33 protein-coding genes are annotated in these 26,080 nt (G+C 46.8%); 10 read left to right on the top strand and 23 right to left on the bottom strand.

Annotated elements, in window-relative coordinates:
* Nucleotides 1-9 precede the first annotated feature (9 nt).
* The 4 genes from BMX14_RS00280 to mreB form a co-directional block, all read right to left on the bottom strand.
* A complete protein-coding gene (locus BMX14_RS00280; RefSeq protein ID WP_092671080.1) occupies nucleotides 10-573 on the bottom strand; it encodes a Maf family protein in 564 nt (187 codons plus the stop codon).
* 8 nt (nucleotides 574-581) lie between these two features.
* Nucleotides 582-1,070, bottom strand: coding sequence for a rod shape-determining protein MreD (gene mreD / locus BMX14_RS00275; protein WP_092671077.1), 489 nt, complete (start codon nucleotides 1,068-1,070; stop codon nucleotides 582-584).
* Nucleotides 1,067-2,098, bottom strand: a complete 1,032-nt coding sequence (gene mreC / locus BMX14_RS00270; protein WP_092671075.1) for a rod shape-determining protein MreC — start codon at nucleotides 2,096-2,098, stop codon at nucleotides 1,067-1,069. Before mreC ends, mreD begins: the two co-directional genes overlap by 4 nt.
* Before the next feature lie 121 nt (nucleotides 2,099-2,219).
* A complete protein-coding gene (gene mreB, locus BMX14_RS00265) occupies nucleotides 2,220-3,263 on the bottom strand; it encodes a rod shape-determining protein MreB (RefSeq protein WP_071433528.1) in 1,044 nt (347 codons plus the stop codon).
* Between the two features lie 637 nt (nucleotides 3,264-3,900).
* On the opposite strand from mreB, the gene aroQ reads away from it, so the two are divergent.
* From aroQ to fis, 9 genes are all read left to right on the top strand, one after another.
* A complete protein-coding gene (gene aroQ, locus BMX14_RS00260) occupies nucleotides 3,901-4,353 on the top strand; it encodes a type II 3-dehydroquinate dehydratase (protein WP_048912819.1) in 453 nt (150 codons plus the stop codon).
* 20 nt (nucleotides 4,354-4,373) lie between these two features.
* Nucleotides 4,374-4,850: an acetyl-CoA carboxylase biotin carboxyl carrier protein gene (gene accB / locus BMX14_RS00255; protein WP_092671072.1), complete on the top strand. Its 477-nt coding sequence runs from the start codon at nucleotides 4,374-4,376 to the stop codon at nucleotides 4,848-4,850.
* 10 nt (nucleotides 4,851-4,860) lie between these two features.
* Nucleotides 4,861-6,210, top strand: a complete 1,350-nt coding sequence (gene accC, locus BMX14_RS00250; protein WP_092671069.1) for an acetyl-CoA carboxylase biotin carboxylase subunit — start codon at nucleotides 4,861-4,863, stop codon at nucleotides 6,208-6,210.
* Between the two features lie 68 nt (nucleotides 6,211-6,278).
* Nucleotides 6,279-6,509 carry a DUF997 family protein gene (locus BMX14_RS00245; protein ID WP_092671066.1) on the top strand — a complete coding sequence of 77 codons (231 nt, stop codon included), beginning with the start codon at nucleotides 6,279-6,281 and terminating at the stop codon, nucleotides 6,507-6,509.
* Between the two features lie 4 nt (nucleotides 6,510-6,513).
* On the top strand, nucleotides 6,514-7,959 hold the full coding sequence (panF, locus tag BMX14_RS00240; RefSeq protein ID WP_092671063.1) for a sodium/pantothenate symporter: 1,446 nt from the start codon (nucleotides 6,514-6,516) through the stop codon (nucleotides 7,957-7,959).
* 13 nt (nucleotides 7,960-7,972) lie between these two features.
* Nucleotides 7,973-8,860: a 50S ribosomal protein L11 methyltransferase gene (gene prmA, locus BMX14_RS00235; RefSeq protein ID WP_092671060.1), complete on the top strand. Its 888-nt coding sequence runs from the start codon at nucleotides 7,973-7,975 to the stop codon at nucleotides 8,858-8,860.
* A 110-nt stretch (nucleotides 8,861-8,970) separates the two neighbouring features.
* Nucleotides 8,971-9,699, top strand: a complete 729-nt coding sequence (locus BMX14_RS00230) for a carbonic anhydrase (RefSeq protein ID WP_092671057.1) — start codon at nucleotides 8,971-8,973, stop codon at nucleotides 9,697-9,699.
* 242 nt (nucleotides 9,700-9,941) lie between these two features.
* Nucleotides 9,942-10,907 carry a tRNA dihydrouridine synthase DusB gene (gene dusB / locus BMX14_RS00225; RefSeq protein WP_092671054.1) on the top strand — a complete coding sequence of 322 codons (966 nt, stop codon included), beginning with the start codon at nucleotides 9,942-9,944 and terminating at the stop codon, nucleotides 10,905-10,907.
* A gap of 24 nt (nucleotides 10,908-10,931) precedes the next feature.
* Nucleotides 10,932-11,228: a DNA-binding transcriptional regulator Fis gene (fis, locus tag BMX14_RS00220; protein WP_048912826.1), complete on the top strand. Its 297-nt coding sequence runs from the start codon at nucleotides 10,932-10,934 to the stop codon at nucleotides 11,226-11,228.
* 186 nt (nucleotides 11,229-11,414) lie between these two features.
* On the opposite strand, the gene BMX14_RS00215 is transcribed toward fis, so the two are convergent.
* The 9 genes from BMX14_RS00215 to BMX14_RS00170 all read right to left on the bottom strand — a co-directional run bounded on the left by BMX14_RS00215 (nucleotide 11,415) and on the right by BMX14_RS00170 (nucleotide 18,190).
* Nucleotides 11,415-11,606 (bottom strand): hypothetical protein, encoded by a 192-nt coding sequence (locus BMX14_RS00215; RefSeq protein ID WP_092671051.1) that lies wholly within the window; start codon nucleotides 11,604-11,606, stop codon nucleotides 11,415-11,417.
* Between the two features lie 245 nt (nucleotides 11,607-11,851).
* A complete protein-coding gene (locus BMX14_RS00210; protein WP_092671048.1) occupies nucleotides 11,852-13,513 on the bottom strand; it encodes a terminase large subunit in 1,662 nt (553 codons plus the stop codon).
* Entirely contained in the window at nucleotides 13,497-13,853 is a 357-nt protein-coding gene (locus tag BMX14_RS00205) for a phage terminase small subunit P27 family (RefSeq protein ID WP_092671045.1), read from the bottom strand. Before BMX14_RS00205 ends, BMX14_RS00210 begins: the two co-directional genes overlap by 17 nt.
* A 274-nt stretch (nucleotides 13,854-14,127) precedes the next feature.
* The gene (locus BMX14_RS00195) at nucleotides 14,128-14,556 is read right to left on the bottom strand and encodes an HNH endonuclease signature motif containing protein (RefSeq protein WP_092671042.1); all 429 of its coding nucleotides are present in this window, start codon (nucleotides 14,554-14,556) and stop codon (nucleotides 14,128-14,130) included.
* The gene (locus BMX14_RS00190; RefSeq protein ID WP_092671039.1) at nucleotides 14,556-14,858 is read right to left on the bottom strand and encodes a head-tail connector protein; all 303 of its coding nucleotides are present in this window, start codon (nucleotides 14,856-14,858) and stop codon (nucleotides 14,556-14,558) included. Before BMX14_RS00190 ends, BMX14_RS00195 begins: the two co-directional genes overlap by 1 nt.
* Entirely contained in the window at nucleotides 14,851-15,177 is a 327-nt protein-coding gene (locus tag BMX14_RS00185) for a phage head closure protein (RefSeq protein WP_230527177.1), read from the bottom strand. The genes BMX14_RS00190 and BMX14_RS00185 overlap by 8 nt, the downstream gene beginning before the upstream one ends.
* Before the next feature lie 11 nt (nucleotides 15,178-15,188).
* A complete protein-coding gene (locus tag BMX14_RS00180; RefSeq protein ID WP_092671034.1) occupies nucleotides 15,189-16,406 on the bottom strand; it encodes a phage portal protein in 1,218 nt (405 codons plus the stop codon).
* A 1-nt stretch (nucleotide 16,407) separates the two neighbouring features.
* The gene (locus BMX14_RS00175) at nucleotides 16,408-16,971 is read right to left on the bottom strand and encodes an HK97 family phage prohead protease (protein ID WP_092671031.1); all 564 of its coding nucleotides are present in this window, start codon (nucleotides 16,969-16,971) and stop codon (nucleotides 16,408-16,410) included.
* Between the two features lie 46 nt (nucleotides 16,972-17,017).
* Nucleotides 17,018-18,190 (bottom strand): phage major capsid protein, encoded by a 1,173-nt coding sequence (locus tag BMX14_RS00170; protein WP_092671028.1) that lies wholly within the window; start codon nucleotides 18,188-18,190, stop codon nucleotides 17,018-17,020.
* 258 nt (nucleotides 18,191-18,448) lie between these two features.
* Here BMX14_RS00170 and BMX14_RS00165 point away from each other — a divergent pair, with 258 nt between their 5' ends.
* Nucleotides 18,449-18,967 carry a hypothetical protein gene (locus tag BMX14_RS00165; protein ID WP_092671025.1) on the top strand — a complete coding sequence of 173 codons (519 nt, stop codon included), beginning with the start codon at nucleotides 18,449-18,451 and terminating at the stop codon, nucleotides 18,965-18,967.
* Between the two features lie 79 nt (nucleotides 18,968-19,046).
* Here BMX14_RS00165 and BMX14_RS00160 read toward each other — a convergent pair whose 3' ends face one another.
* The 10 genes from BMX14_RS00160 to BMX14_RS00110 form a co-directional block, all read right to left on the bottom strand.
* Entirely contained in the window at nucleotides 19,047-19,388 is a 342-nt protein-coding gene (locus tag BMX14_RS00160) for a hypothetical protein (protein ID WP_092671022.1), read from the bottom strand.
* A gap of 238 nt (nucleotides 19,389-19,626) precedes the next feature.
* Entirely contained in the window at nucleotides 19,627-21,003 is a 1,377-nt protein-coding gene (locus BMX14_RS00155; protein WP_092671019.1) for a helicase RepA family protein, read from the bottom strand.
* Complete coding sequence (locus tag BMX14_RS00150; RefSeq protein ID WP_092671016.1) at nucleotides 21,000-21,368, bottom strand: hypothetical protein; 369 nt, start codon at nucleotides 21,366-21,368, stop codon at nucleotides 21,000-21,002. Before BMX14_RS00150 ends, BMX14_RS00155 begins: the two co-directional genes overlap by 4 nt.
* Entirely contained in the window at nucleotides 21,365-21,673 is a 309-nt protein-coding gene (locus tag BMX14_RS00145) for a hypothetical protein (RefSeq protein ID WP_092671013.1), read from the bottom strand. The genes BMX14_RS00150 and BMX14_RS00145 overlap by 4 nt, the downstream gene beginning before the upstream one ends.
* Nucleotides 21,666-21,857, bottom strand: a complete 192-nt coding sequence (locus BMX14_RS00140; protein ID WP_092671010.1) for a hypothetical protein — start codon at nucleotides 21,855-21,857, stop codon at nucleotides 21,666-21,668. The genes BMX14_RS00145 and BMX14_RS00140 overlap by 8 nt, the downstream gene beginning before the upstream one ends.
* On the bottom strand, nucleotides 21,850-22,602 hold the full coding sequence (locus BMX14_RS17235) for a host cell division inhibitor Icd-like protein (protein WP_143056368.1): 753 nt from the start codon (nucleotides 22,600-22,602) through the stop codon (nucleotides 21,850-21,852). The genes BMX14_RS00140 and BMX14_RS17235 overlap by 8 nt, the downstream gene beginning before the upstream one ends.
* Nucleotides 22,592-23,173 (bottom strand): Rha family transcriptional regulator, encoded by a 582-nt coding sequence (locus tag BMX14_RS00125; protein WP_408011854.1) that lies wholly within the window; start codon nucleotides 23,171-23,173, stop codon nucleotides 22,592-22,594. Before BMX14_RS00125 ends, BMX14_RS17235 begins: the two co-directional genes overlap by 11 nt.
* Nucleotides 23,174-23,317: 144 nt before the next feature.
* Nucleotides 23,318-23,602 carry a helix-turn-helix transcriptional regulator gene (locus BMX14_RS00120; protein WP_092671001.1) on the bottom strand — a complete coding sequence of 95 codons (285 nt, stop codon included), beginning with the start codon at nucleotides 23,600-23,602 and terminating at the stop codon, nucleotides 23,318-23,320.
* 141 nt (nucleotides 23,603-23,743) lie between these two features.
* Nucleotides 23,744-24,583: a hypothetical protein gene (locus tag BMX14_RS00115; protein ID WP_092670998.1), complete on the bottom strand. Its 840-nt coding sequence runs from the start codon at nucleotides 24,581-24,583 to the stop codon at nucleotides 23,744-23,746.
* Complete coding sequence (locus tag BMX14_RS00110; RefSeq protein ID WP_092672409.1) at nucleotides 24,576-25,808, bottom strand: tyrosine-type recombinase/integrase; 1,233 nt, start codon at nucleotides 25,806-25,808, stop codon at nucleotides 24,576-24,578. The genes BMX14_RS00115 and BMX14_RS00110 overlap by 8 nt, the downstream gene beginning before the upstream one ends.
* Nucleotides 25,809-26,080 lie beyond the last annotated feature (272 nt).

Below are 26,080 nucleotides of genomic sequence, written 5' to 3'. Positions count from 1 at the left end.
TCCTTATGACTAGGATTGAAAGTCAGTCAGTAGTTCAAAGGTTTCCACCAGCGGTAATCCGACCACTGCAGAATAACTGCCCTGAATCTCACGGACAAAATTTCCACCCAGCCCTTGGATACCATAAGCCCCCGCTTTATCCATGGGTTCCTGAGTCTCGATGTATTGGCTAATTCGCTCGGGCGACAAATGACAAAAAGTCACCGTCGTCTGTACACTTCGCGTTGTTATTCTGAGTGAATCCGCGAGGGTAACGGCAGTGATCACTTGGTGAGAACGGCCTGATAGTTGGGTCAGTATCTCAAAGGCATGCCTGGGTGATAACGGTTTTTCGAGCACAAGATCACCGATAACAACAATCGTATCTGCACCCAGCACGGGTCGGTTATCTGGGGCAATCTTTACTCCTGCCAAGGCTTTATCTTGCGATAGCCTTGTCACGTAGTCGAGCGGTGACTCATTCGGTTTTTGTTGCTCGACAACCTCAGTGGCTAAGCGAGTAAAGGGTACGCCTAATTGTGTTAACAGCTCGGCACGACGAGGCGAAGCAGAAGCAAGATAAATGGGGGACATAAACAGCCTTACTGAATCGAGAATTGATAACGTATCTTACGCATCAATAAAAATAGCCAAGGCCACAATAATCCATCGACCAATGCACCCATAAAAATTTCTGGACGGAAGGTGATATCGGTCACCATAAACTGTACCCAGAAAACCATGACGTCACTGACCAGCGAGAACAGCACAACAACACCAGCTTGTTGCCATAGCGCCAAATTGCGAAATAGCTGAAAACGGTAAACAATCAGGTAAGCGATAATGCTGAACGTTAAGGCCCGAATTCCTAGGGTTGACCCATAAACTAAGTCCATCACTGTGCCAATGAAGAAACCTGTGCCGATATTCACGCGATGGGGTAATGCCAAAATCCAGTATAAGAGCAGCAGTAACATCCATGACGGCCGAAACATGTAATACTGTTCCGGCCACGGCATCACTTGTAAAACTAAGGCAATGACAAATGAAAGCCAGATGACCCAACCCCCTTGGCTACGATAGCGACTCAAGGACGCCCTCCAGACGGAAGAGGTTGTCCCGTGGCCGATGGAACAGTCGCTGCAGGCGTTGTTCCACTAGCCGAAGGGGCCGTTGACGTAGGAGGCGTTGCCGCAGGCGATGTCCCAACTGGGGTCGGTATTTGCGGCATCATCTGCTGTAAACGCTCGTTCGCCACTTGGTTCACCTCTTGAGGGGTTGCCGATACGCCGGATTTACTATCATTGTTCCACAATAATAATAGATAGCGTAAACGTTGCAAGTCCGCCGCAGGCCGTACTTCAATCACTGTTGTCGCACGCTTCATATCCGGCGTGACAGAAGAGACTACACCAACAGGATACCCCTCAGGGAAGCGTCCACCTAAACCGGACGTGACTAACACATCCCCAACTTTCACATCGGCATTCCCAGTCAGGTGCTCAAGTTGTAGATTCTCGGTACAGCCATTACCCGTTGCAATGGCCCGCAGATCATTTCGCAGTACTTGAACGGGTAGAGCATGTGAACCATCACAGATCAGTAATACGCGGCTGGAGAATTGGGCGACCGCTATCACCTGTCCAACCACGCCTTTATCGCTGATCACTGGCTGACCTTCATACACGCCACTGCGCGAACCTTTGTCGATCACCACTTGATGACTATAAGGATCGGTGGCTTCCGAAATCACTTGAGTCACCATTTTATGTTCGTCTTGACGAAGTGGAGAACCCAGAAGTTCCCTTAGGCGTACATTCTCTTGACGATATTGGCCCAATAGCAGCAATTGACTATTTTTTAGTCGCAACTCTCGCTGAAGCACTTGGTTTTCTTGTTCAAGGGTCTGACGGGAGGTGAGAGCATCTGCTGTACTGTCGAGGAAACGACGAGGGCCATCAGCCATAAAGTAAAACGGGCTGACTGAGGTGTCGAGGTAGTCGCGTATCCCTCGAAAGGAACTCACATGACTATCGGTTATGATCACTGCAATAGCCGCCAATACAGCTAATACTAAGCGTACCTGCAGAGAAGAGCCTCTACTAAAAATCGGCTTCATAAAATCCTGCGTGTTTTTCACAAAAAACAGGGGAGCGCGTTTCTATGCACTCCCCAAGGCCGGAAAGGTAATTCTGCTGAAATAAGCGTAGTGCAAGATCCCTTATTCAGCGAACAAACCGCTACTCTTCGCTAAAGAGATCGCCGCCGTGAATATCAATCATCTCAAGTGCTTTACCTCCCCCACGCGCAACGCATGTCAGGGGATCTTCAGCAATGACGACAGGGATACCGGTTTCTTCAATCAATAAACGGTCAAGGTTACGTAATAATGCACCGCCACCTGTCAGGACCATACCACGCTCTGAAATATCTGATGCGAGCTCAGGTGGGCACTGCTCTAAAGCGACCATGACCGCGCTCACAATACCCGTTAGCGGTTCTTGTAGCGCTTCGAGGATTTCATTCGAGTTCAGGGTAAAGCCACGCGGGACACCTTCAGCAAGGTTGCGCCCACGCACTTCAATTTCTAACACTTCATCACCCGGGTAAGCCGATCCGATTTCGTGTTTAATCCGCTCGGCGGTCGCTTCACCGATTAACGCGCCGTAATTACGACGTACATAGTTGATAATCGCTTCATCAAAGCGGTCACCGCCTACGCGTACTGAGGCAGAGTACACCACACCGTTAAGTGAGATCACGGCAACTTCTGTCGTACCGCCACCAATATCCACAACCATAGAGCCTGTTGCCTCGGAAACAGGTAAACCTGCACCAATTGCTGCGGCCATAGGTTCTTCGATCAGAAACACCTCGCGCGCACCTGCGCCCAATGCCGATTCACGAATCGCCTTACGTTCAACTTGGGTCGCGCCTACTGGCACACAAACCAATACGCGAGGGCTTGGACGCATGAAGCTGTTGCTGTGAACTTGCTTGATAAAGTGCTGAAGCATTTTCTCTGTAACGAAGAAGTCTGCGATCACACCGTCTTTCATTGGACGAATTGCCGCGATGTTACTAGGCGTACGACCAAGCATTTGCTTAGCCCCATGCCCCACCGCTGCAACGCTTTTTGGCGAGCCCGCGCGATCTTGGCGAATAGCTACAACGGAAGGCTCATTCAGAACGATGCCTTGCCCTTTTACATAAATCAGGGTATTGGCTGTACCCAGGTCAATGGACAGGTCATTAGAAAACATGCCACGAAATTTTTTAAACATACTAGGGGGTAATCCTGCAAGCTGGGGGCGAAAATAAAATCCACCTACTCTACCAACCACTCGAAGCAGCGACAAGGCGCAAAATCTGGCGCTTCGGTGAAAATTTTAAGTTAATTGACATTCAGTACTCGTTAACCATTAATGATTGAACAAATACCTTTAAAAACAATTCGTTACCCAAATATTTAGAATCTGCAAAAACGTATCGAGAAACAAAATCTAACACTTAACCTTCATTTCTTCGTCCGCCTTCATAGTAGAGAAATTCAACAACGCTTTGCTATGGACAAACGCTGGGGCATTCTACCCTTATTTGGTGATATTTGCTCAACTTTTAGCGTAATTATTCAACATAATATTGACACTAAACACTAGCTTTCATTCAATTGAAGTTTTTCTAGGCAGAATCTTTCGGAACATTCTTTACGGTGAAGCGCGATTAAGTGACAATTAATTGGAAATCTCCCACCAATATATCCTCAATCCTTAGCGGCTTTAGGGGCTAAAATCGCCAAAACTGCACGACTCAATCACTAAATGACGTTAAATTCGGCTTTTTTTTGGCGTAACGAGTGACAAATAGATTCGGGCAGAGTATTTTACGCAGTGCTTAACTATTGCAGGAGATACCCGCAAGATGGCTAATAAATTTCACATTTTGCTCTTGAACGGTCCAAACCTTAACTTATTGGGGACCCGGGAGCCAGAAAAATATGGTCATGACACGTTGGACGATATCGTGTCATCACTGCAGATTCAGGCCCAGGATTTGAATGTGCAATTAAGTCATTACCAATCGAATGCGGAATCTGCGTTGATCGATCAAATCCATCTTGCCCGAGGCAACGTGGATTATATCATCATCAATCCTGCAGCCTTTACGCACACCAGTGTAGCAATACGTGATGCGTTTTTAGCGGTCAGCGTTCCTTTTATCGAAGTGCACCTCTCTAATGTGCATGCGCGTGAACCTTTCCGCCACCATTCATATCTTTCAGATATATCATCCGGCGTGATCTGCGGCCTCGGGGCTGACGGATATCGTTGGGCTTTACATACAGCGGTAAAACGCCTGTTAAATTCAAATTAATATAGAGTACGGAACCCACCATGGATATTCGTAAGATTAAAAAATTAATCGAACTGGTTGAAGAATCAGGCATTGCTGAGCTAGAAATTTCAGAAGGTGAAGAGTCAGTACGTATTAGCCGTTCTCCGGCAAATACCGGTTATCCGATGATGCAACACGCCTATGCTGCACCGATGCAACATGCACCAGCCTTGGCTGCTGCGGTCGCGCCAGCAGCAACCGAAGCGGCTGCAGCGCCAGTTGCTGCGGCACCAGAAGTGACCGGTCACACTGTTCGCTCACCGATGGTCGGGACGTTCTACCGTACACCAAGCCCAGATGCTAAGCCTTACATCGAAGTTGGCCAAAAAGTTAACGTTGGCGACACCCTCTGCATCGTTGAAGCGATGAAGATGATGAACCAAATCGAAGCGGATAAAGCCGGTGTGGTAAAAGCGATCCTCATCGAGAGCGGTCAACCGGTGGAATTCGACGAGCCAATGGTCATCATCGAATAACGAGGTCCCTATGCTGGAAAAAATTGTTATCGCAAACCGCGGTGAAATTGCACTGCGTATTTTACGTGCATGTAAAGAGCTCGGTATCAAAACGGTGGCGGTTCACTCCACCGCTGACCGCGAGCTAAAGCACGTGCTGATGGCTGACGAGACTGTCTGTATTGGTCCAGCCCCATCAGTTAAAAGCTATCTGAATATCCCTGCACTGATCTCCGCTGCTGAGATCACGGGTGCAGATGCGATTCACCCTGGCTATGGATTTTTATCTGAGAACGCCGATTTTGCTGAACAAGTAGAACGTTCAGGATTCGTGTTTATTGGTCCAAAAGCTGAGACGATTCGCCTGATGGGCGACAAAGTGTCCGCGATCAATGCCATGAAAAAAACCGGTGTTCCTTGCGTACCGGGATCCGATGGATCACTGGGCGATGATATGGATAAAAACCGTCAAATTGCTAACCGTATCGGTTACCCGATTATCGTCAAAGCCTCCGGCGGCGGCGGCGGTCGCGGTATGCGCGTGGTGCGTAGCGACAAAGATCTGGAAACTTCCATTAAAATGACCCGTGCTGAAGCCAAAGCGGCCTTCAATAACGATATGGTCTATATGGAAAAATATCTCGAAAATCCACGTCATATCGAGATCCAAGTTCTTGCTGATGGCCAAGGCCAAGCCATCTACCTTGCAGAACGTGACTGTTCAATGCAGCGTCGCCACCAAAAAGTGGTCGAGGAAGCGCCAGCACCAGGGATCACGCCAGAACTCCGTAAGTTTATCGGCGATCGCTGTGCGAAAGCGTGTATCGATATTAACTATCGCGGTGCAGGAACCTTTGAGTTTCTTTTTGAAAACGGCGAGTTCTATTTCATCGAAATGAATACCCGTATTCAGGTAGAACACCCAGTGACCGAAATGATCACCGGTGTCGATCTGATCAAAGAACAACTGCGCATTGCCGCAGGGTTACCTTTAAGTATTAAGCAAGAAGATGTTGAAGTAGTGGGCCATGCCATTGAATGTCGTATCAATGCTGAAGACGCTAATACCTTTTTACCAAGCCCCGGTAAAATTACCCGTTTCCACTCTCCGGGTGGCTTTGGCATTCGCTGGGAATCGCATATCTATTCTGGCTATACCGTTCCCCCTCACTATGACTCCATGATCGGTAAACTGATCACTTATGGAGAAACTCGTGCGGTTGCGATTGCGCGGATGAAGAATGCCCTGGCAGAGTTGATCATCGACGGGATTAAAACCAACGTTGATCTGCAACTTCGCATTATGAACGATGAGAACTTCGAAAAAGGTGGTACTAACATCCACTATTTAGAGAAGAAACTCGGTCTGCAAGAGAAGTAATTGCCTAGCAACCTTTTATTAAGGCCGGTCTGACCGGCCTTTTTCTTTGGTCTACCGTGAGGGCAAAGATGGATCCTCGTTTTATACAAGCACATAAAGAAGCACGCTGGTCTCTGTTACTCAGCATAGGTTGGGTCGTAGTCTGGATCACAACCGCTTATACCGGCGGTCAGGAGTTAGGTCTGTTTGGCTTCCCCCGCTGGTTTGAATGGTCATGTTTGTTCGCTCCTGCCCTATTTATTTTCCTCTGCTGGATGATGGTTCGATATCTCTTTGCAGACCTCCCCTTAGAGGACTAACGCAATGAACACGCATGTGCTCATTCCACTCATTATCTATCTATTACTGGTCGTCATGATCTCAATCGTGGCCATGGTGCAGCAGAAACGCGCTAAAGGTCCTTTCCTCACGGAATATTTCCTAGGGGGACGAACGATGAGCGGCTTTCTGCTTGCCATGACACTCACCACCGCTTATATCAGTGCCAGTTCATTTATCGGTGGCCCGGGTGCCGCCTATCAATATGGCTTAGGCTGGGTGATGATTGCGATGGCGCAAGTGCCGACAGTATGGCTTTCTCTGGGGGTTTTGGGGAAAAAATTTGCCATCCTCGCCCGACGTTATCAAGCGATCACATTGAACGATATGTTGTACGCCCATTACCGTAGCCAGTGGGTCGTGTGGATAGCCAGCATCACCTTGCTCGTCGCATTTATCGCAGTCATGACGGTACAGTTTATCGGCGGGGCACGGTTACTGGAAACCGTTGTCGGCATTCCCTATACCCAAGGATTATTGATCTTTGGGGTAATCATCGCGTTATACACCTCACTGGGCGGCTTTAGAGCGAGCGTTCTCAATGATGTGTTGCAAGGTGTGGTGATGTTGGTCGGGACTTTTCTGCTGCTTTATGCCGTCATTCATGCGGCAGGGGGCACGGCACAAGCCGTTCATCAACTGAAACAGATTAATCCACAGCTGATCGAATTACGCGGTGCGGGGCATATCATTACACCTAGCCTGGTTATTTCCTTTACGGTACTGGTCTGCTTCGGTGTGCTCGGCTTACCCAACACAGCGATACGTTCCATCTCCTATAAAGATAGCCGCTCCCTACATCGCGGTATCTTGTTAGGGACTGCACTATTGACCGTCTTAATGCTCGGGATGCATCTCTCCGGCGCGTTAGGTCGAGCTATTCTGCCTAATCTCACCGTTCCCGATCAAGTCATCCCCACACTGATGATGAAAGTATTACCGCCTTTTGCCGCAGGTATCTTTCTCGCCGCGCCGATGGCAGCCATGATGTCGAACATCAATGCTCATCTCTTGCAAGCCTCGGCAACGCTGGTAAAAGATCTTTATTTACGGCTACGCCCGGCTGCGGCAACGCAAGAGAAGCATCTGCGTCGCCTCTCCGTTAGCTTTACTTTCGTGTTGGGCGTTGCGGTGATCCTTGCGGCGTGGCATCCACCACAAATGATTATTTGGCTAAACTTACTCGCCTTCGGTGCGTTAGAAGCCGTATTCTTATGGCCGTTGGTGCTAGGACTTTACTGGCGAAATGCGAACGCCTATGGTGCAATAAGTGGCATGTTGGTCGGTGCCGTGCTTTATAGCCTTCTCGCCAGTTTTTCAATACGCCTTGTAGGCTTACACCCCATCGTTCCGGCGTTAATCGCGAGCTTCCTCGCATTTGTTATCGCGAACCGTGTGGGACAGCAGGTCGCACCTGCCACCCCTAATTAATAATGGAAATGCTATGCCTTGGATTCAAATTAAGATCAATACCACTGGAAGTCATGCGGAACAGCTCGCGGAGGCCTTGGAGGAGACAGGTGCCGTGTCTGTTACCTTTCAAGATACCCATGATAATCCGGTCTACGAACCGCTACCGGGTGAAACGCGCCTATGGGGCGATACCGACATCATCGGCCTGTTCGATGCTGAAACGGATATGGCAACAGTCGTGACGATGATGGCGGCTCACCCACTGTTAGGTGAAGGATTTCACCACAAAATAGAACAGATCGAAGATAAAGATTGGGAACGCGAATGGATGGATAATTTCCATCCTATGCGTTTTGGTGAGCGTCTGTGGATTTGTCCTAGCTGGCGCGATGTTCCCGATGCGAATGCGGTCAATGTTATGCTCGATCCTGGATTAGCCTTTGGCACTGGAACGCATCCAACCACCTCACTGTGCTTAACCTGGTTAGATGGATTGGATCTTGAAGGAAAAACCGTGATCGATTTCGGCTGCGGTTCTGGGATCTTGGCGATCGCTGCCCTGAAATTAGGGGCTTCACGTGCCATCGGGATTGATATCGATCCTCAAGCCATTCAAGCAAGCCGTGATAACGCTGCACGTAATGGCGTTGCAGATAAACTTGAGCTCTATTTGCCCCACGAGCAACCGGAAAATCTGCAAGCGGATGTGGTAGTGGCTAATATTCTCGCGGGGCCATTACGCGAGCTAGCACCGTTAATCCGCGTATTACCGGTAGCCGGGGGTGAACTCGGTTTATCCGGTATCTTAGCGAGCCAAGCAGAAAGTGTTTGCGAAGCCTATGCGCAACATTTCGTGTTAGACCCGGTCGCCGAGAAAGAAGAGTGGTGTCGTATTACCGGTAAGCGTCATCACCCTTAATAAGCCTAAAGCTTTACATATTCTTTGCTTAACCGAGCAATAAGCTTACCCAGAGTATGCTTAGATCATCGCGGCACTAATAGTGGTGCTGCGATAATACAGGAACGCCCATGAAAGGATTTTTCCCCCTATTTTTTACCTTCGCCTTAATCGCCCCCTCAGCCCATGCCATTCCGTGGTCCTACGAAGGAAATAATTCCCCAGAGAACTGGGGGACGCTCAGCAGTGAATACCAGATGTGTAAAGAGGGTGCTTATCAATCCCCTATTGATATAAAAGGGACAATTGATGCAAAACTCCCTCCCCTAGCACTTCACTTCCGCACCCATACCACCTCCATCATCAACAATGGTCATACTCTGCAATTGAACGTAGATGACGAAGACAATTTCGCCTTAGATGGTATCAACTTCAAACTTAAACAATTTCACTTTCATGCGCCGAGTGAGAATACTATCAATGGAAAATCTTTCCCTTTAGAGGCTCATTTTGTCCATAGCGACGCTGAGGGTAACTTGGCGGTATTGGCAGTGATGTTTGAAGTGGGTGATAAAAACCCAGCGTTACAGCAGATTATCGATCAAGCCCCAGTGCGTAAATATGAAACGCAGCCTCTCGATAAAACCATTGATATTACGTCACTCTTTCCAGCCTCCACTCACTATTATCGATTTAGTGGCTCGCTTACCACACCACCCTGTACCGAAGGGGTTCGTTGGCTAGTGATGAAAGAGAGTGTTTCTCTCTCTGCCCAACAGCTTGAAAGTATTAAGTCGTTGCTGGGTATGACCAATAATCGCCCAATACAACCGTTGAATGGACGAATGGTCGTGCAATAATGACGTAAATGATGCGGGGGGGATAACTTTTTTAACGCCTTTCACCCCCCTTACCAGTGATATTTTAAGCCAAAATAATCAACTAAGTAACTGTTTACACTAGCTATTAGCCACCTCTCCTTAGGACTAACTCAAACAAAAGTGGGCTTTAAAACAAATTGTTCAAAGTTTGGCCTTTCATCTTCCATAAAAAATGCGTAATATACGCCGCCTTGCGAACATTTAAGGCCACTTTCTACCCTATGCGCATTGGACAATACCAGCTTCGAAATCGCCTGATTGCCGCGCCGATGGCCGGGATCACTGATCGTCCTTTTCGTACGCTTTGTTATGAAAATGGGGCTGGATTGACCGTGTCAGAGATGTTGTCGTCGAACCCACAGGTGTGGGCGAGTGATAAATCTCGACTACGTATGGTACATAGTGACGAGCCGGGTATCCGCTCGGTACAGATAGCAGGGTGTGATCCTGATGAGATGGCCGCCGCAGCAAGAATCAATGTAGATTCTGGTGCGCAAGTTATCGATATCAATATGGGTTGCCCAGCAAAAAAAGTGAATCGTAAGATGGCGGGTTCTGCCCTACTCCAACATCCCGATATTGTAGAATCGATTCTACGTGCCGTGGTAAATGGGGTTGACGTACCTGTTACGCTAAAGATCCGTACCGGATGGGATACCGATAATCGCAATTGTGTTGAAATTGCCCAATTGGCTGAGCGCTGTGGTATTCAAGCATTAACCATACATGGCCGGACTCGTGCCTGCTTGTTTAATGGGGAAGCTGAATACGACAGTATTCGGACAGTTAAGCAGAATGTTTCTATTCCTGTTATTGCGAATGGAGACATCACTGACCCGCATAAAGCCAGAGCAGTTCTGGACTACACTGGGGCTGACGCCCTAATGATAGGCCGTGCCGCTCAGGGAAGACCATGGATCTTCCGGGAAATCCAGCATTACCTGGACACAGGGGAGCTACTTGCACCGAAACCACTCGTTGAGGTGAAGTCAATGCTAATCGGACATATACGGGAGTTGCACGGCTTTTATGGCCATGCCAAGGGATACCGTATTGCCCGCAAACATGTCTCTTGGTACCTACAAGAACATGCCCCTGATGACCAGTTTCGGCGCTCATTCAACGCTATAGAGGATGCCAGTGAACAACTGGAAGCGTTGGAAGCATACTTCGAAAACCTGGCGTAAACGAAAAAAAGAGCTTAAAGAACTATGTTCGAACAACGCGTAAATTCTGACGTACTGACCGTTTCAACTGTTAACTCACAAGACCAAGTCACCCAAAAACCATTGCGTGACAATGTAAAACAAGCTTTGAAAAACTATTTTTCACAGTTAAATGGTCAAGATGTTAATGAACTCTATGAACTGGTCCTGGCTGAAGTAGAACAGCCCCTGTTGGACATGGTAATGCAGTACACCCGTGGTAACCAGACTCGTGCAGCACTGATGATGGGCATCAACCGTGGTACCCTGCGCAAGAAATTGAAAAAATACGGCATGAACTAAGTTTCTTTAGTAACTGATTCAAAGGAAAGGCATTATTCTTAATTGAATGGTGCCTTTTTAAGTTTTGTGCCCCACCTAGTACCCCACCGTATTCTGCACAGCCAGCAAAACACCAGAACAACTTATAGGGCGATACCCAATATTTGGGTTACGGTTCAGATAGGTAAACTGCGGTGATCCCCGTAGTTATCGTTTAGGCTGTGGTTTTTTCCATTCAAACTGCCCCTTACTGTGTACACTCCTTAAGAACCTCTTCCTATCTGCATCTCCTTGGGCTACACCATTACGGACCATAAGCCGTTGTTGTCCATTCATCGGCTCACCACCAGCAAGAACCATTGCTGATAATGTGTCATTAATAGCTTTATTCGATTTCATAGAACCTCTATTAAATGTGGCACTAAACGCGCTATATGCGGCAGTTTGTGTGAATTTTATGCGGATGCCGCACTTAGCCTGTATATATGCGAGCTAAGTGCGGCACATTAAACAAAGCCAGTAATACCAAGGGTTACAGCGATATTCGTAAAAACAAAGTGCGGCACCCCGCGCGCGCTTTCTTCGCGCGGCACTAAGTGCGGCAAGTTTCCGTTATTCAAACGCCAGATATGGCGTTAGATGATTCAGACGCCTGTAAAATTGCGGAGCCTTTCTTTATGTTGGCCACCCATATCGAAACTAAATTCCTCGTGCTCTGCCTGCCAAGTGCCGAAGGCCATCAATGACGCGATCACTGGGTCTATCTTATTGGCTGACTTTTTCTTATTAGGCTTAATGTTGGCATTGGCATCGGACTCCATCACTACGTTACTAATCGCCCATGCTAGGACCGGGTCCCCGTTATGCCGGATAACTTTGCGGTTAACGAAGACCTCGAAAGATTTCGATACAGGGCTAAATTTCATGTAGGTTTGAGGAAATGGCTCAACATCGAGCCCAGCGCCTTGAAGTTGAGTCCTAAGGTGCGTGGCGTTCCATATATCAAAGCCCACCAGTTTTATTGAGAAGGCGTTAGCATCTTCGATTATGTCGTCTCGGATGCGATCGTAGTCAATACAATCCCCTGGTGTTGTCCTAATCCATCCCGCTTGCACCCACTGGCGATAGATTGCGCGGTTTTTATTGGCTACGTTCTGTAGTTGGAATTCAGGCAGATAATGACGAGTGACTAATCTTATTTCGTCGCCGTATGGAAAGGCATAACACACGCTAGTAATATCGCCAGTCGATGATAGATCAAGCCCCGCATAACACTCTTTGCCGTATAAGTCCCGTTCCTCGTAACTATCTGCGCATCGCTCCCAGGCACCGGCACCCATCCAAGGTGTTGAACCCTGACACCAAATATTAAAACGCTTTGTCATCATCTCTACCCATTGGGAAGGGATGCCGCGGGCTTTTTGGATGGTCGAGTCTAATTTAGCTTCATCAACGGAAACATTGAGGTTTGGGTTGGCTTTGATCCATAGCTCTGGCTGGTCTATCTCGCTCTCATCATCAAGCTCATAAATTAGAATGAATAGCGATTCATTCACTTCTTCCCCCGCGAGGATCTGGCAACAATAGTCGTAATGTTGCTTACAAGCTGAGACTACGTTGCTGCCGGCCGTGGTGATTGCAAATAATATGGCCTCAGGGCGGGCACCCATCCCGAGTTCTAGCGCTGAGTAAACGCTGTTATCAGGGTGAAGGTGATACTCATCGACAATTGCGAGGCTTGGGTTGGTCCCTTCAATGGTTGCCGCTTTAGCCGCTAAGGGTTTCAGTATGCTGTTAGACTTTGGGTAAATCATGCGGTGCTGCATGACGTTAAGACGTTTTTTTAGCGGCTTTGAGAGTAGGCACATTTGCCGCGCATCATCGAACACGATACGGGCCTGATCACGGCTCACTGCGGCGGTGTAAATATCTTGTTGCCCCGGCTCCATGACAAGAAACCAATTAGCTAGCATTGCGGCCACAGTGGACTTTGCATTCTTACGCGGCACTTCAATAAAGGCACTACTGTACTTTCTTCGCCCTGTAGCGATCACCTTGAAACCAAGAAGGCACGCAAAGGCGAATTGCTGCCACGGTTCCAAGACGATTGGCTGGCCTCTTAGCGGCCCTTTAACGTGCGGACAAAGAAGAGAAAAGCTAATAAATCGCTCTACTGTGGCCTGATCAAACTCATAAAGAGGGTTGTTCAGGTCTGAAAAGTAGCGTTCAACGGCTTGTTTTACACGCGTACAGGCGGGAATTTCACCCGATTTTATCGCGTTTGCGTAGTTATCCCAGACGGTCAAGGTCGTCTTCCTCTTCAGTTTCAACCGGATTTTTACGGCGGCTAACAGGATCAAAACCAAGGAGTGAGGACATTTTTATCATGATTTTTTCTGCGTCAGCTTTAGCGCTTAACGCTGGGTTTCGACTCTCACCGCCCTGACTGTTGATAATGCTAAACCCACGAGTGGCAAGGTCTGCAACCGCTTTGCGGTACATCGAATAATTTACACAATACAATTCGAGATTGTTCCAATCGGCGGGAGTCAGATCCCCACGCTCGGAAAGCTGCTTTGCTTTTTGTTTCCATTGTTGAGCCGCCAGCTCATCAAGATAGCTCGGCGGCTTTGGCGGTCTGGCCATAAAATTTTTTTCCTTCCACGCGGCTTATTTCCCAAAAAATCACCGCGCGTAAAAATCTGATGGGGGGCGCGGTGACTGGCGAACGGCCTTTTGTCCTGAAAACTCCCCCCACCCGTGTTGTGCGGCCTGTCAGCGGTTGCGAAAGCACTCGTTGAGCTCTCGGTCACGCTGGCTCTTGCGCCGCACAGAGTTACTCTCAGTCACTCTGTTGCGGCCTGACATGAAAGCTTCACGGCTGCGAGTCAGTGATCCGTATAGCTGCAAGGTTTCTTGTTCACTCATAGAACACGACTCCTCTTACGGCTTTAATCTCCAGCTCACGAAACTCACCAGCTTCGCGGCGAGCCTTGGTGATAGGGTCTTGCTTCACTGTCTTCTGGTTATGGTGAGTTTGGCATAGCGGTTGATGGTTCCACTCAGGCCAGAACAGGACATCATCACCACCACTGATGGGGATGATATGGTCCACTATCTTGGCTGGAATGAGTAACCCCTGTTGCTGGCACTCAACACAGAGAGGGTGTGCTTTCAGATACTGGAGTCGATACTTATCCCAAGCATTGGTATAGCCACGCTCGCGCCTGTTACCACGCCGCTTGTCTTCTGCCCGCCAGTACACACGCTGATGCTCTTCACACTTACCGGATGTAACACGCTTATTGCAGCCAGGCTCTGTGCATCGACTTAATGGTTTCCACGGCATCACATCACCCCTAAGTCACGGTAGACGGACCATAGCGATTCAATAGCAAAAGGAACGCGCTTAGCCTCAACATCACTGATTGATGTGCGATACTCATAGAGCATTGAGATAAACATCAGGCAACCGGCTTTAATGCCCGGCGTGAAGGGTTGCTGTCCGGCTTCATCACCAATCGCTTTACCTATGTGCTTACTACACGCCTCAAGCGAGGCGGCGATGTAAACCGTAATCAGCGGATCATCTTCACTGGAATCAATACGGCAATGTAGCTTTGCCTCATCAAGCGTAATTAACTCAGCCATCGTTTACCCCGCCTTTGCTCAATATCTCTAACCGTGTACGCTTTCCGTCTGGGATGATTGAAGTAATGTCATACACCAACGCTGAAACGCCCGGCTCTTGGTAGAGGATCCTGTCTTCAGTCGTGAGCCCTTTCTGGTAGCGAATCCAAAACCTCACAGTGACTTCACTTTGTTCTGTTTGGGCGGCAATGAGCTCACGCCCTGAAATAAAGCTAATATCAGCCCACACCGTAGAGAGATCAGTCCACTGCTTGCTAATTGATCCCGTCATTGGGTTTTGAGTTTCAGTAAATCGCTGGATAGTTATGCGTCGATTCATGCGTCCGGGTATCATTTATCATCACTCCCGTTATTGCTGATTTTTACTTCTTGCTTCCATGCCTGGCTGAATTCATCACCGCCTTCACGAGGTGGCAACCCTTCAGTTGCTCGCGCATCATTCGGGCTTAGAATGCCGTTCTTGATACCTTTTTCGTAAACTGAATAGCGGTCAGCCGGAGTTGCTCGGAGTAAGTCTGAGGAATCGAATTCGACCTGATAGCGGGTGCCAGGTGACGGTGGCGCCATAACCAGTGCCGACTTAATCTGTTGTTCGAAATTTGCCAGCCAAGGGCGCATGGTCATTGTGAGAAAGGCACGACTGGCCTCACTAAAGTTACTGTAGGTGCTGTTTGAGTAGTCCTGCAGGAAGATAGGCGAGACATTAAACATGCGGGCAATATCTTCAATCGTGAACCGTCGGGAGGCGAGCCACTCGGCATCCTGATTGCTCATACCGTATTGCTCAAATGTCATGCCCCCCTCAAGGATAGGCGTTTTACCTGCATTCCTAGCGCCTTTGTAACGCTCAAGAGACTCGAGAGCCTTTTGCCCTTTGACACTATCGAACCAATCAGGCGTTTTAATCACTGAGGACGCCATTAAGCCATTTTTCATCACGCTGGCACCGTGGCGCTGCTGTGCTAAACCGAGCCCTAACGTTTCACGGCAAATAGTGATCGGCGACTTACCCATAAAACCATCATCAGTGGAGTAGCGAAGGTGCAATATTTCTTCCTGAAGGTAGGTTCTTACGGCTCCGGTGAATGGCTCAGTGATAGTGTAATTATAACGATGCTCAGAAATACGCCGAGGGACGACCGCCCCGGAAGGATAGGCTCGTATGCTCTGGGGTTGCCCCTCATTGTCCCAAGTGATCACCGCGTAGGCATTACCATTCAATAAGCAATGGCGCATCATCGTGCGCTTAAACTGGTAAGGAGTTTGGTTATCGTTTGGGTTTTCATTGAGAAGATAATCAACCGGATGGCTACTTAACCACTCTCGGGTTTCTTTTCCGTTAATGTGACGCAGCTTGTAGAGGTAGCAGGGCATTGTGGCCACTGCTTCCGCTATAACGGTGATCGCGTTCAATACTGCCGGCAATGATTCTGCGGTACCGGATGAAACGTATTCACCAGATCCCGTATTATGTATACCTGACAATGCGAGGAAATCGTCTATCGTCATGCTACGTTGTTCAGAAGCTCGGCGTTTAAATGGCCACATATCACAACCCCGCGAGATCAGCCCAGTAACGGCGATTATCAGCCTTTAACTGGTTTAATTGCGGATGCTGAGCAAATAACGAGCGCTGTGCAATCGCTACACCGCTTTCGGGATAAGCTGGTAAGCTAGTTACCGTAATTTCGCTAAGGTCTGCCTGACTGACAGTGCGTAAGTAAGGTGCCTGACTAATATCCCAGGTATCTTTTAACGCGCGGAAACCAAAGCTCATGCCTGATAAATCGCCGCGCTCAACTTGCTTTAGAACGTCATTGCCGAGCTGTGTATCCGGTGGCGAGAGTTCAAAGCGTAGCCCTATATCATCTTCAGCTAGAACCAGTGTGCCTGATTTGGTTCTGCCTAATAGCTGAGTCGGGTTGTGCTCGAATAGAGCTCGGACATCTGCGCCACCAGCAAGACTATTAGCAAAAGCGCCAGGCGAGAATTGCTCGATAAATTCATCCCAGATCACTTCTGACTTACTATTCCAACGCACAACATAGCCAATCAACTTACGTTCGCTGGTGGTTATCTCAGAGGTGCGGATCTCAAAATCATTCTTTTTCAATGTGGACTCCTTAAAGACCAAAAAGGGGCCGAAGCCCCTAACTGAATTAAGATGCTGCTGCCATCTCAAGAACCTTGATAGCATTGGAGTCCACGACACCCCCGCCCAGATACTTATCAGTGTGAACCTTATAGAAACCAGGCTCTGTGATATTGTCTGGTTTGGTACGCACACCGGTAGTGTGATCGACAATGAAATAGCCGCGCTTGAAATCACCTACGGCCAGAAATGCTTTGCCAGCCTCTGCGTCAGGCATTGTCTCAACGAATTTGACCGGAAGGCCTAATAGGGTATTTGGTGATCCCGCCACTAGACCGTCACGCCAGATATAATCACCATTGCCGTTTTTGAGTTTCTGTAAAATAGCGCCAGTATTGGAGTTCATTGCCCACGATGAATTTTTACGATACTTCGACTTTAGCTTGTACAGAATGTCGATCAGACCATCAGCAGTAACGCCGGAAGTTACGACTTTCTCTAGCGTACCGAATGGGCGAGTTTTATCCCCAGTTTCCGCGCGAGGGTAAGTGAGGAAGCCTTTAGCTTTTTTGGTGCCATCACCATTAACAAAGTCATCTTCTTCGGTATTAGTGAACGTGTCGGCAATTTCAGAGGTCAGCCAGCCCAAAATATCCACTTCTGAGAAGTCGAGGATCTCTTGAGTCGTTCGAGGGTAGGCATAGATTGGGAAGAGCTTAATGCTAACCTCTTCCAGCTTAGGCGTACTGGTTTCTGTCCGGGTTTCACCTTCGGTACCACGATTCACCGTAGCACCGCCGACAGAGACCAGTTTCTGATATTCGTTGGTCTTGGTAGTTTTTACCGTAGCTAATTGACGCATGACGCTATCATCTTGTAGCTGGCGCATTACCTCAGTGTCCAACTCAGGGATCACCGTGTAACCACCATCAGTACCTGTTGCCGTTGAGAGTCCGCGGGTTTCGCCAGTCAAAATATAAGAACGTAATTCTGCGTTAGTATTTTTACTACGCTCGTCTTGGCTAGCTGGTTGTCCCGGTGCTTGACGTTCCTGATCGGCTAAATCCTCGAAACGTTTAATTTCAGCATTAAGGCTGTCTACTTGCGTTTTGATAGCATCAAACTGTTTTGCTTCATCTTCGGAAAGACTGCGTTTCTCTTGTTCTGATTTATCCAGCATCGAACGCATTTGGGAAGTGAGATCGGCTTTCTTCTGGCGTAATTCTAAAAGTTTCTTCATTGATGTGGTTTCCGTAATAGTAACGTGAAGACGTGAAACCAGCTCTGGAGGGGTGCCCGCTTGGAAGGATCCGTCTGACAGGGGCAAAAACAAGCGGGCAGTGGCGGCTCACGTCTGAGTGCCACTCTTAAAAATATACACATTTCAAATAAAGAAAACCCCCTCTAAATCAAGGGGTAAACATGGGTAAACATGAGTACAATATATTTACAAATCTGATATATTTTTTATCTCTAATATGAAAAGTTAAGGTGATTTATGAGTCTTAGAAACAGTATTAATGCTTACCCTCAAATTTTTATCATCGATGGAAAAGAAATGCATGGTTCTAGGAATACAGCGAAGGGAACTGTGCTCGTGCCTTACACATTGATACCTAAAATTCGGATTGGCGATAGTATCTTATATAAAACTGGAGGAGGGGAGATAAGCCTCACTGTCACTGATTTGGAGGAGGTTGAAGATGGGACACTAGGTGTCGGCACTATCCATCCACATCTTTTAACTTTGTACGTAGAAAATAAAAGCTCCAGTGCCTATAAAAATCAGCCATCCACCACAACATTTAATATCCAATCTGTGTCTGGTCAACAAGTTCAGGTAGGTGAAAGCAATAATCTTGTTGTGAATATCACGTTACAAGAATTGGTTGAGAAAATTTCAAAATCTGATGATCCTGAAGCTAAATCATTGCTAAACAAGTTGCTAAATAACTCTACTGTATCTGGTGTTGTTGGTGCTGGTGCATCAGCGTTATTTTCGTATCTATCTAAATAATCGATAAAAAAAGATGTAATTATTTAGGCAACGATAATTACATCTTTATCTGATAAAGCATCAATATTATTAACTCGAACTACAATAAAGCGCCTTCATCTGATTGCTGGTAATTGCTGATCCAGTAAGAAACCGTTGATTGGGTGTTATAAACTTTATTCAGTAATTCTTCATTGGGCTCCATATCGTGAATATCGGTAGCCCAAGCATCGTTTAACGCCGGTAGAACATGAGCCTGTTCTTCTTCGGTCATTTCACTTTCAGACAGTCTGTCGATCTCCGTCTTAACGTATACTTTTAGTTCTTCTAGCTGCTTGCTTACTTTCCCATCCTTTGCGTAGATACCGGCCGAACCTTCTTGTTCCAAGATTGCGGACTCTAGCCACTCTAAACGGTTTTTTAATTCTTCAACTCTTTTCATGTTTAATACCTTCTGTTGGTTTACTGAGTAAAAATAATTGCTCTGTTGAGTGCCGCGCTTGCCGCACTTACTGCCGCGCGAAGAAAGCGCGCGCGGGGTGCCGCACTTTGTTTTTACGAATATCGCTGTAGCCCTTGGTATCACTGACTTTATTTAATGTGCCGCACTTAGCTCGCATATATACAGGCTAAGTGCGGCAATAGTACATAAATCACACAAATTGCCGCACTTGCCGCGTTTAGTGCCGCGCGTGTTGCACTAGAGGTGTAAGATATTCTCCTTCAACACGGATAATGTTTTCACTCTCCAACTTATCCAGCCATCGGTGAAAAGACTTCCTGACCTTCTCGATACCTAACGTGGCTTTCAAGTCGTCTTTAATGACAGGAATAGTGCACGGATCACCCTTAGCTGTCCGACTTCTCACTGCTTGCCATAATGCTTGGTGATTGTCAGTCAGTCGAGAGACACTGGCTAGTTCAGCCTCAACCTCGTTAGGTTCACGGGGCTTGTCGTATACCACCAGAGAGCACACCATTTCCCCGTCTTCGTCTTCATACAGTTCGGCGGTTCTGAGGTCATAGGCTTTACGCTCCGGCTCTTCTGCATCCTTCATCTTGGTGCATGACAGGATGAGTGCTTTACCTTCTCCTTCACGCTTAACGTTAAACTCAACATCAAGCGCCGCCCGTAATGAACTAGATCCCCTAGCGCCTTTCGCTTCGTCTTTACCTGAGTGATGGACCACCAGCACAGTAGCGCCTGTTTTCTGCTTGATAGTGTCGCACCCTTCGATAAATGCCCCCATATCACGCGCATCGTTCTCGTCATTACCGCCAAAGCATCGCGCTAGCGTATCAATCACCACCAGCCCAACGGGGATCCCGCTTTTTTCCTCGACCTCTTTTACTGCTAGCAATACCTCATCAACTTCTGACGGTCTTACCGGAAATACCGGGCGATTGACTAGCCAGAGATTATCCGCCGTTCTACCAGTAGCCTGTTCCCAGGCTCTAATTCTGCGCGGGACACCTACACCACCTTCCCCCACGACATACAGTACCGAGCTGTGGGTGACTTTCTTATCTGCCCATGCTTGGCCACTAGCAATATGACAAGCCCAAGACACCGCTAAGAAACTTTTGTAAGAGCCGCTTGGTCCATAGATACCGCAGAATGACTGCGCCGGTAAAAAGTGCTTGATGATATAACTCTGCCGCACGTTAAAACCGTCTGAGCCACGAGATAACGGTAATTTAGTTTTTTTCGTAGTGATAGCCCCTTCGGGAAATAAACGCGCAATACGATTAACGTCCGTTAGCCATGATTTAAGCTCTTCTCGACCCGCCAGAGATTCCAGCTCCTCACGACGGAAAGCGATAGCCTTATCAGCGTCAGTATTTACGTACCCTTCATCACAAAGCTGCTCGTAAGTCTTCTCGCCAATCTCTTTCAGTCGAGCTGCTAGGCGACCGTAACGCGTGGTTGAATCCCTATGTGCCAGCAGGGCTTTATCAATATCGCTCTTCGTGTAAGGGCGACCATGAGACCAGTTATACACACAGGCAAATAATTGATCTGAGACAGTCTCAATAGTGGTTAATTGTGGTTTCACTTCGGTAGCCCTCCACTCATTTGAAACTTACCTAGTAATGGATGGTACCAATACGCGGATCCTATCTTTCGTTTAGCAGAACGTAATACCAGCCTTGCAGCCTCCCTGAATTTCTCATCAGGTACGATATAACCCCCTGACTTCTGCTTAACCAGCAACACACCGCTATTTTTTGCCAGCTCTTCCCCTTTCTTGGTAGAGATACCGAACTCAGCCGCTAAGGTAGTCAGTGGAGTCATGCCCGCAGGGATATTCCCACCATCACGATCACTCAATGAACGGACGATAACTTCCAGTTCAGCTATACGGCCTTCCATTACCACGACCTTATTAGCCAACTCATTAAATTTAACGTTGCTTATCATTGGCTAACTCCTTTACGGCGTTTAAGTTCGAAATCAATCTCTCTAGCATTGAAATTTAAGGCTTGGGCTAAGCGGGGTAGGCTTCGCAATACTCGACCAACCTCACTGAGATCACGGCGTGATTCCTCATTGGAATAACAATCGCTTTGCTCAGCTTCCAGAATGAGATTACCGATCAGCTTTAAAGCGCTAGTGACTGCGATCTCTGCATCATCGAAACAGTCTCTGTGCTTCATCAGGGTTTCGTCATGCTCATTAGATAAGTGGTAAGCATTAGTGGCGATTGCGTTATAAATATCAGTCACGGCTCACCCCCTGACATTCAAGTTTTTGATGGAGATTACGACAACGCAGCAGAACAGCGTCGATGATTTCTAGTGCCACTGTACTTTCATCCTCTTTTCGGTAATCCATTTCCTTTACTGCACAAAGGAGAACGCTGAGAGAACGGAATTCATCACTGATGTCTAAAGCAGTTAACTTATCCATGACGAACTCCCTCATTAAAACGCCCAGCGAAAATGATCACATGGCCAGCAGGGGATAACGCGCGGGCTTCTTCTTCCGTTCCCGCTTCAATGTGAACAATATCAAGACCATCAGCGCTTAAAGCCATAAAACGCCATGTAAATTTGGGGTGAGTTTGGGTATGCTGTATTACAGCCATATCTGTTACCTCGTATAACTGATTGTGGTTAGACGCCTCAGTACTGCTCCCACAGTCTGGGGCGTTGTCTTTTACATCCCTTGATATACTCAAGGTGCTAACCACCTTACACAAAGGTGCTAACCACCTCAATAGTTTTTTTATTCTTTTTTTCGTGTATAGTGCTAACCACCTAATTAATGGAGGATTAAGCATGGCAACGGGTAGAACCAATAATAAATCAACACAAATAGCCTCTCGGGTTCCACATGATGTAATTGATAAAATGGAAGAAGTGAAAGAGGAATCAGAGAGCACAGCGCAATTCATAGTTGCAGCACTACGTGGGGAGATCCAGCGCAGACAACGTAAGCTCGCTAAGAAATCATCTGAGGAATAACTATCCAGCCCTGTTTGTGCGTTACCCACGGTAACTCTCAAGATTTGTGAGTCAGTATTGCTGACCTGCAACCCACAATTTTTCGCGGGTGATTGGTTGACCAGGCTGATCAGTATGGTATCTTTACACCGTTCTTCTGTTACGATGCTAGGGCGGCTCTGCAAAGCCGCTGTAGTTTTACTTATCATCGCCAGACTCCTTCCCAAAACTCAGCTTCAATTGCCCAAGACTCTCTACCAGATACTCAGCCTTATTAAGCAGTGGTAAATCGTCCTGTCTCTTTCTCAATCGACGACCTGCATCGCTAGAGTCCTCATCTGAGTGCTTTCTTGCAGCCGTAACGATTTGCTGCAGTTCGCTGATAGTATGGGAAAGGTATCCCCCCCTTTGACGGTCCAGCTCTTCCATGTAGTCATAGATAGCGGCCTGTAATTCATAGCTATAACTCATGGCCATAAGACAGGCTTCACGCTTAGGGAAGTTATATATTTCACGCTTAACCTTACCGCCGGTTCCATTGACGTATGTATCAGTTGCAAAATATTTTGCAGCTGCATCCCCCAAGACCTTTGTAACTTTACTCATAAAGCTACGGTGCTCTAGCTTGCGGTATTTTTTGCAAGGGAACTCAAGACCTTCTTCAGTTGCTTTGGATTGGCGATCGCTATTTATATACGAAACCATATCTAAGCTGCTCATAGTCACTTCTTGATTTTGGGCGTAAGGACGCCCCTGACCGATTAAGGTCATTTTATTAATAGTCATATTTAAAGCCCCGAATTGAGTTATTTAGAGCCGCCGCGACAGCAACCCAGATACTGCAAGATTAGTTATGCAAGTTCCCGCAAAATCGATCTCATTGGTGATAAATAATATTTTGCGTTTAATTGCAGTGTTCCTGTGTTAAGTGGGCTTTCGGCTGTGCGGGTTGTTTACGTTCTCAACTACGGGAGGATTTCTAACCCACCAGAGAACTTCAGAAAGAAGCCAGGCACAACTGTTTCGACCAAAGTGGCAACGATTAGGGAAGCGCCCCTCATTTTCCATGTTGAAACGAGCTGACCGTGAGACGCTAGTGATTTCATAGCACTCCTCCTCACGAATACGGCGATCATATTTGAAGCCATATTCTTCGAGAATTGTTCTACGTTGTTCAGGGGTTGGGTGATTGTATTGGTGCTTACTCATAATAACTCCACTGTTTCTGTGTTTTGTGGAGTTATTATTAATCATGTTTAAGATGTATGTAATTGGCGATATTTCAGCTTTTTTATGTTGAAAACCACCATTGGCGTAAAACGCAGTCTGACACCTTATTTTACGCCAATGTCATCTAATCGTAGAACGGACTTCCTCTATCGATATATCTTCATCGAGAAATACAGAACAAATGGCAGCAGTGATACTGTGGAGTGGTGTATCAAAATATTCTTGGAAGAAGGCCGATAATTTCCTTATAAAATAAGATCTTCGAACTTGACTCTTTCTTTTTATCACTGACTCATAATTAGAGTTTTTTGCTTTTGAATATATATCTTGAAGCAACGAGCTAACACTAGGCCCCATTACGCCAATATCAGCCCAAGAGTTAGCTACAGCATTTTCTAAATTTTCTTGCTTTTTAATATAAAAGTTGCCTTCTAACTTACAAAAAGCACTCAAACTAAAATCAATTTTTTCCCTATACTTATTGCTCATACAGCGTTGTTTAAAATTATCAAAATACATTTTATGATTAGCATATTCCATTACATTACTATCGAGAGGTGTATTAGCTATCTCTTGACATAAAGATAATGCAAGCTTACTAATTTTATCCAACTTTCTCTTTTTTTCATTGGGTGTCAGTAAACTCCAGTCGTCAGGGCCTGGGTATATTTCAGATATTTCGATGCACAGAGCCATATAGAATAATGACCTTATCGGGCACTCGCTTGCTCTCTTTGTTAGAGCAGGCCAAGCCATCTCCATTCGCTTATCAGTAAGCATTTTATACATTACTTCTCTGACTGATATTTGCTCTCCCCAATCACGAGAATCTAATATGCATCCCATAGAATATAGCGAGTTCTTATCTTGATCCTGTATCTTTTTTTTATAATCGGGCAAGAGTCCTGAATCGTATAATGTAATAGCCACTTCATCTATTTGATTAGAATACTTATTCATTTTGACATCCCTTAAACAAAATCACTTTTGAATTATTATCTCCAATAATATTAAGTCGATCACACCATTTATTAAGGGCATCGAGTTTTTCTGGTAGATATACACTTCGGTTATAGATTGCCATAACACCTGGCATTGAGTGACCCAGCAATTGCTCTACCACGTGTGGAGCAATCCCCATGTTATTGAGGTGTGTTGCTAGGGTGCGCCGTAGATCGTGTAGAGTCCAAGGCTCAGCATGGTCAAATCTCTTATAGAGCGTCCTCCCCCACTGGCTAACCGCCTCACTCCCTTTTAGCTCCCCAAGAAATAAGCCTGTTGATTTATTCTCTTCATGCAATTTTTGGATAAAAGGCCTCATGGCTTCAGGAACAGGGCGAATGATTTTCTCTCCACCCTTACTGTGCGCTTTCGGTACGGTCCACACCCAAGCGCCCATATCCCACTCATTCAACTCTGAGAGCCTAATTTCCTGCGTTCTACAACCGAAGACCATAGCGACCTTGAGAAGATTGGTATAGTAGGGCATGAAGCGGGTACCGTCGATTATGGCCGACCAGAGATCACCGGCTTCTTTATCGCTAAGTACCCTATCCCTTTTCGCCTGTTTTTTACCAACATCAGGGATGGACAAATCTTCAAGAGCCAAGCTAACGGCATACCGGCGAACGCGACAAAATTTTAAGGCTTGCTTGCACATTTGGAACACATAACCAGCAGCTACAGGGGTCTGCTTCTTCATTCTGTCAAAACAGCCTAGCCAGTACCGAGTCTCACAGTCTGATAAGGCCATTTTGCCGATGTAAGGGTATATGTGTTTCCTTAGCTCAGCTTTATGCCTCTCGACATTCGCCCTGTTATCTTCGGCGTACTCCCTTATCCAGTATTCAATCGCCTCTTGAACTGTCACTGGTTTAAGGCTTTCTTCCATAGTGAGATTGAGCTGCAAGCGGGGATCTTTACCATCGGCGAGCCAATTACGGCATTTATCGCGGGAGTCTCTGGCTTGTTTAAGTCCCATATCTGGATATTTACCTAGTGTAAGGATGATCGCTTCACTTTCTCGACCGCCTAAGCGGTATTTAAAAGCCCAGCTAATCGATCCCTTTGCTGACACGCGGATAAGTAAACCAGCCCCGTCAGAGAGTTTATAGGGCTTCTGACAGGCTACTCCATGAATAGCTTTTAGCTTTCTATCAGTCAGTTTATTAAGACCACCAGCCATAATTAGTTCATCCCAGTTTTTGTACCCCACCGAGTACCCCACGGTTTATTGCATAACAGGATAAACAAGAGAAAGCACTGGAACAATGTACAGTATGAAAAATATACTAAGTGACTGATTATATTGATTATTTAATATAACATGAGAAAGCATGAGGACGTGTAATATGACAGTACGGCATGAACTAATCTTCATTCGTAACTGATTCAAAAGAAAGGCATTATCTGCAAGGAGAGTGCCTTTTTTTATGGGGGTGACTTTAGGGTATTTTA

This window comes from Rosenbergiella nectarea (assembly GCF_900111105.1).
Taxonomy (GTDB): Bacteria; Pseudomonadota; Gammaproteobacteria; order Enterobacterales; family Enterobacteriaceae; genus Rosenbergiella; species Rosenbergiella nectarea.
Note: the sequence above shows the minus strand (reverse complement) of the source record. Positions and strands in the feature narration are given on the sequence as shown.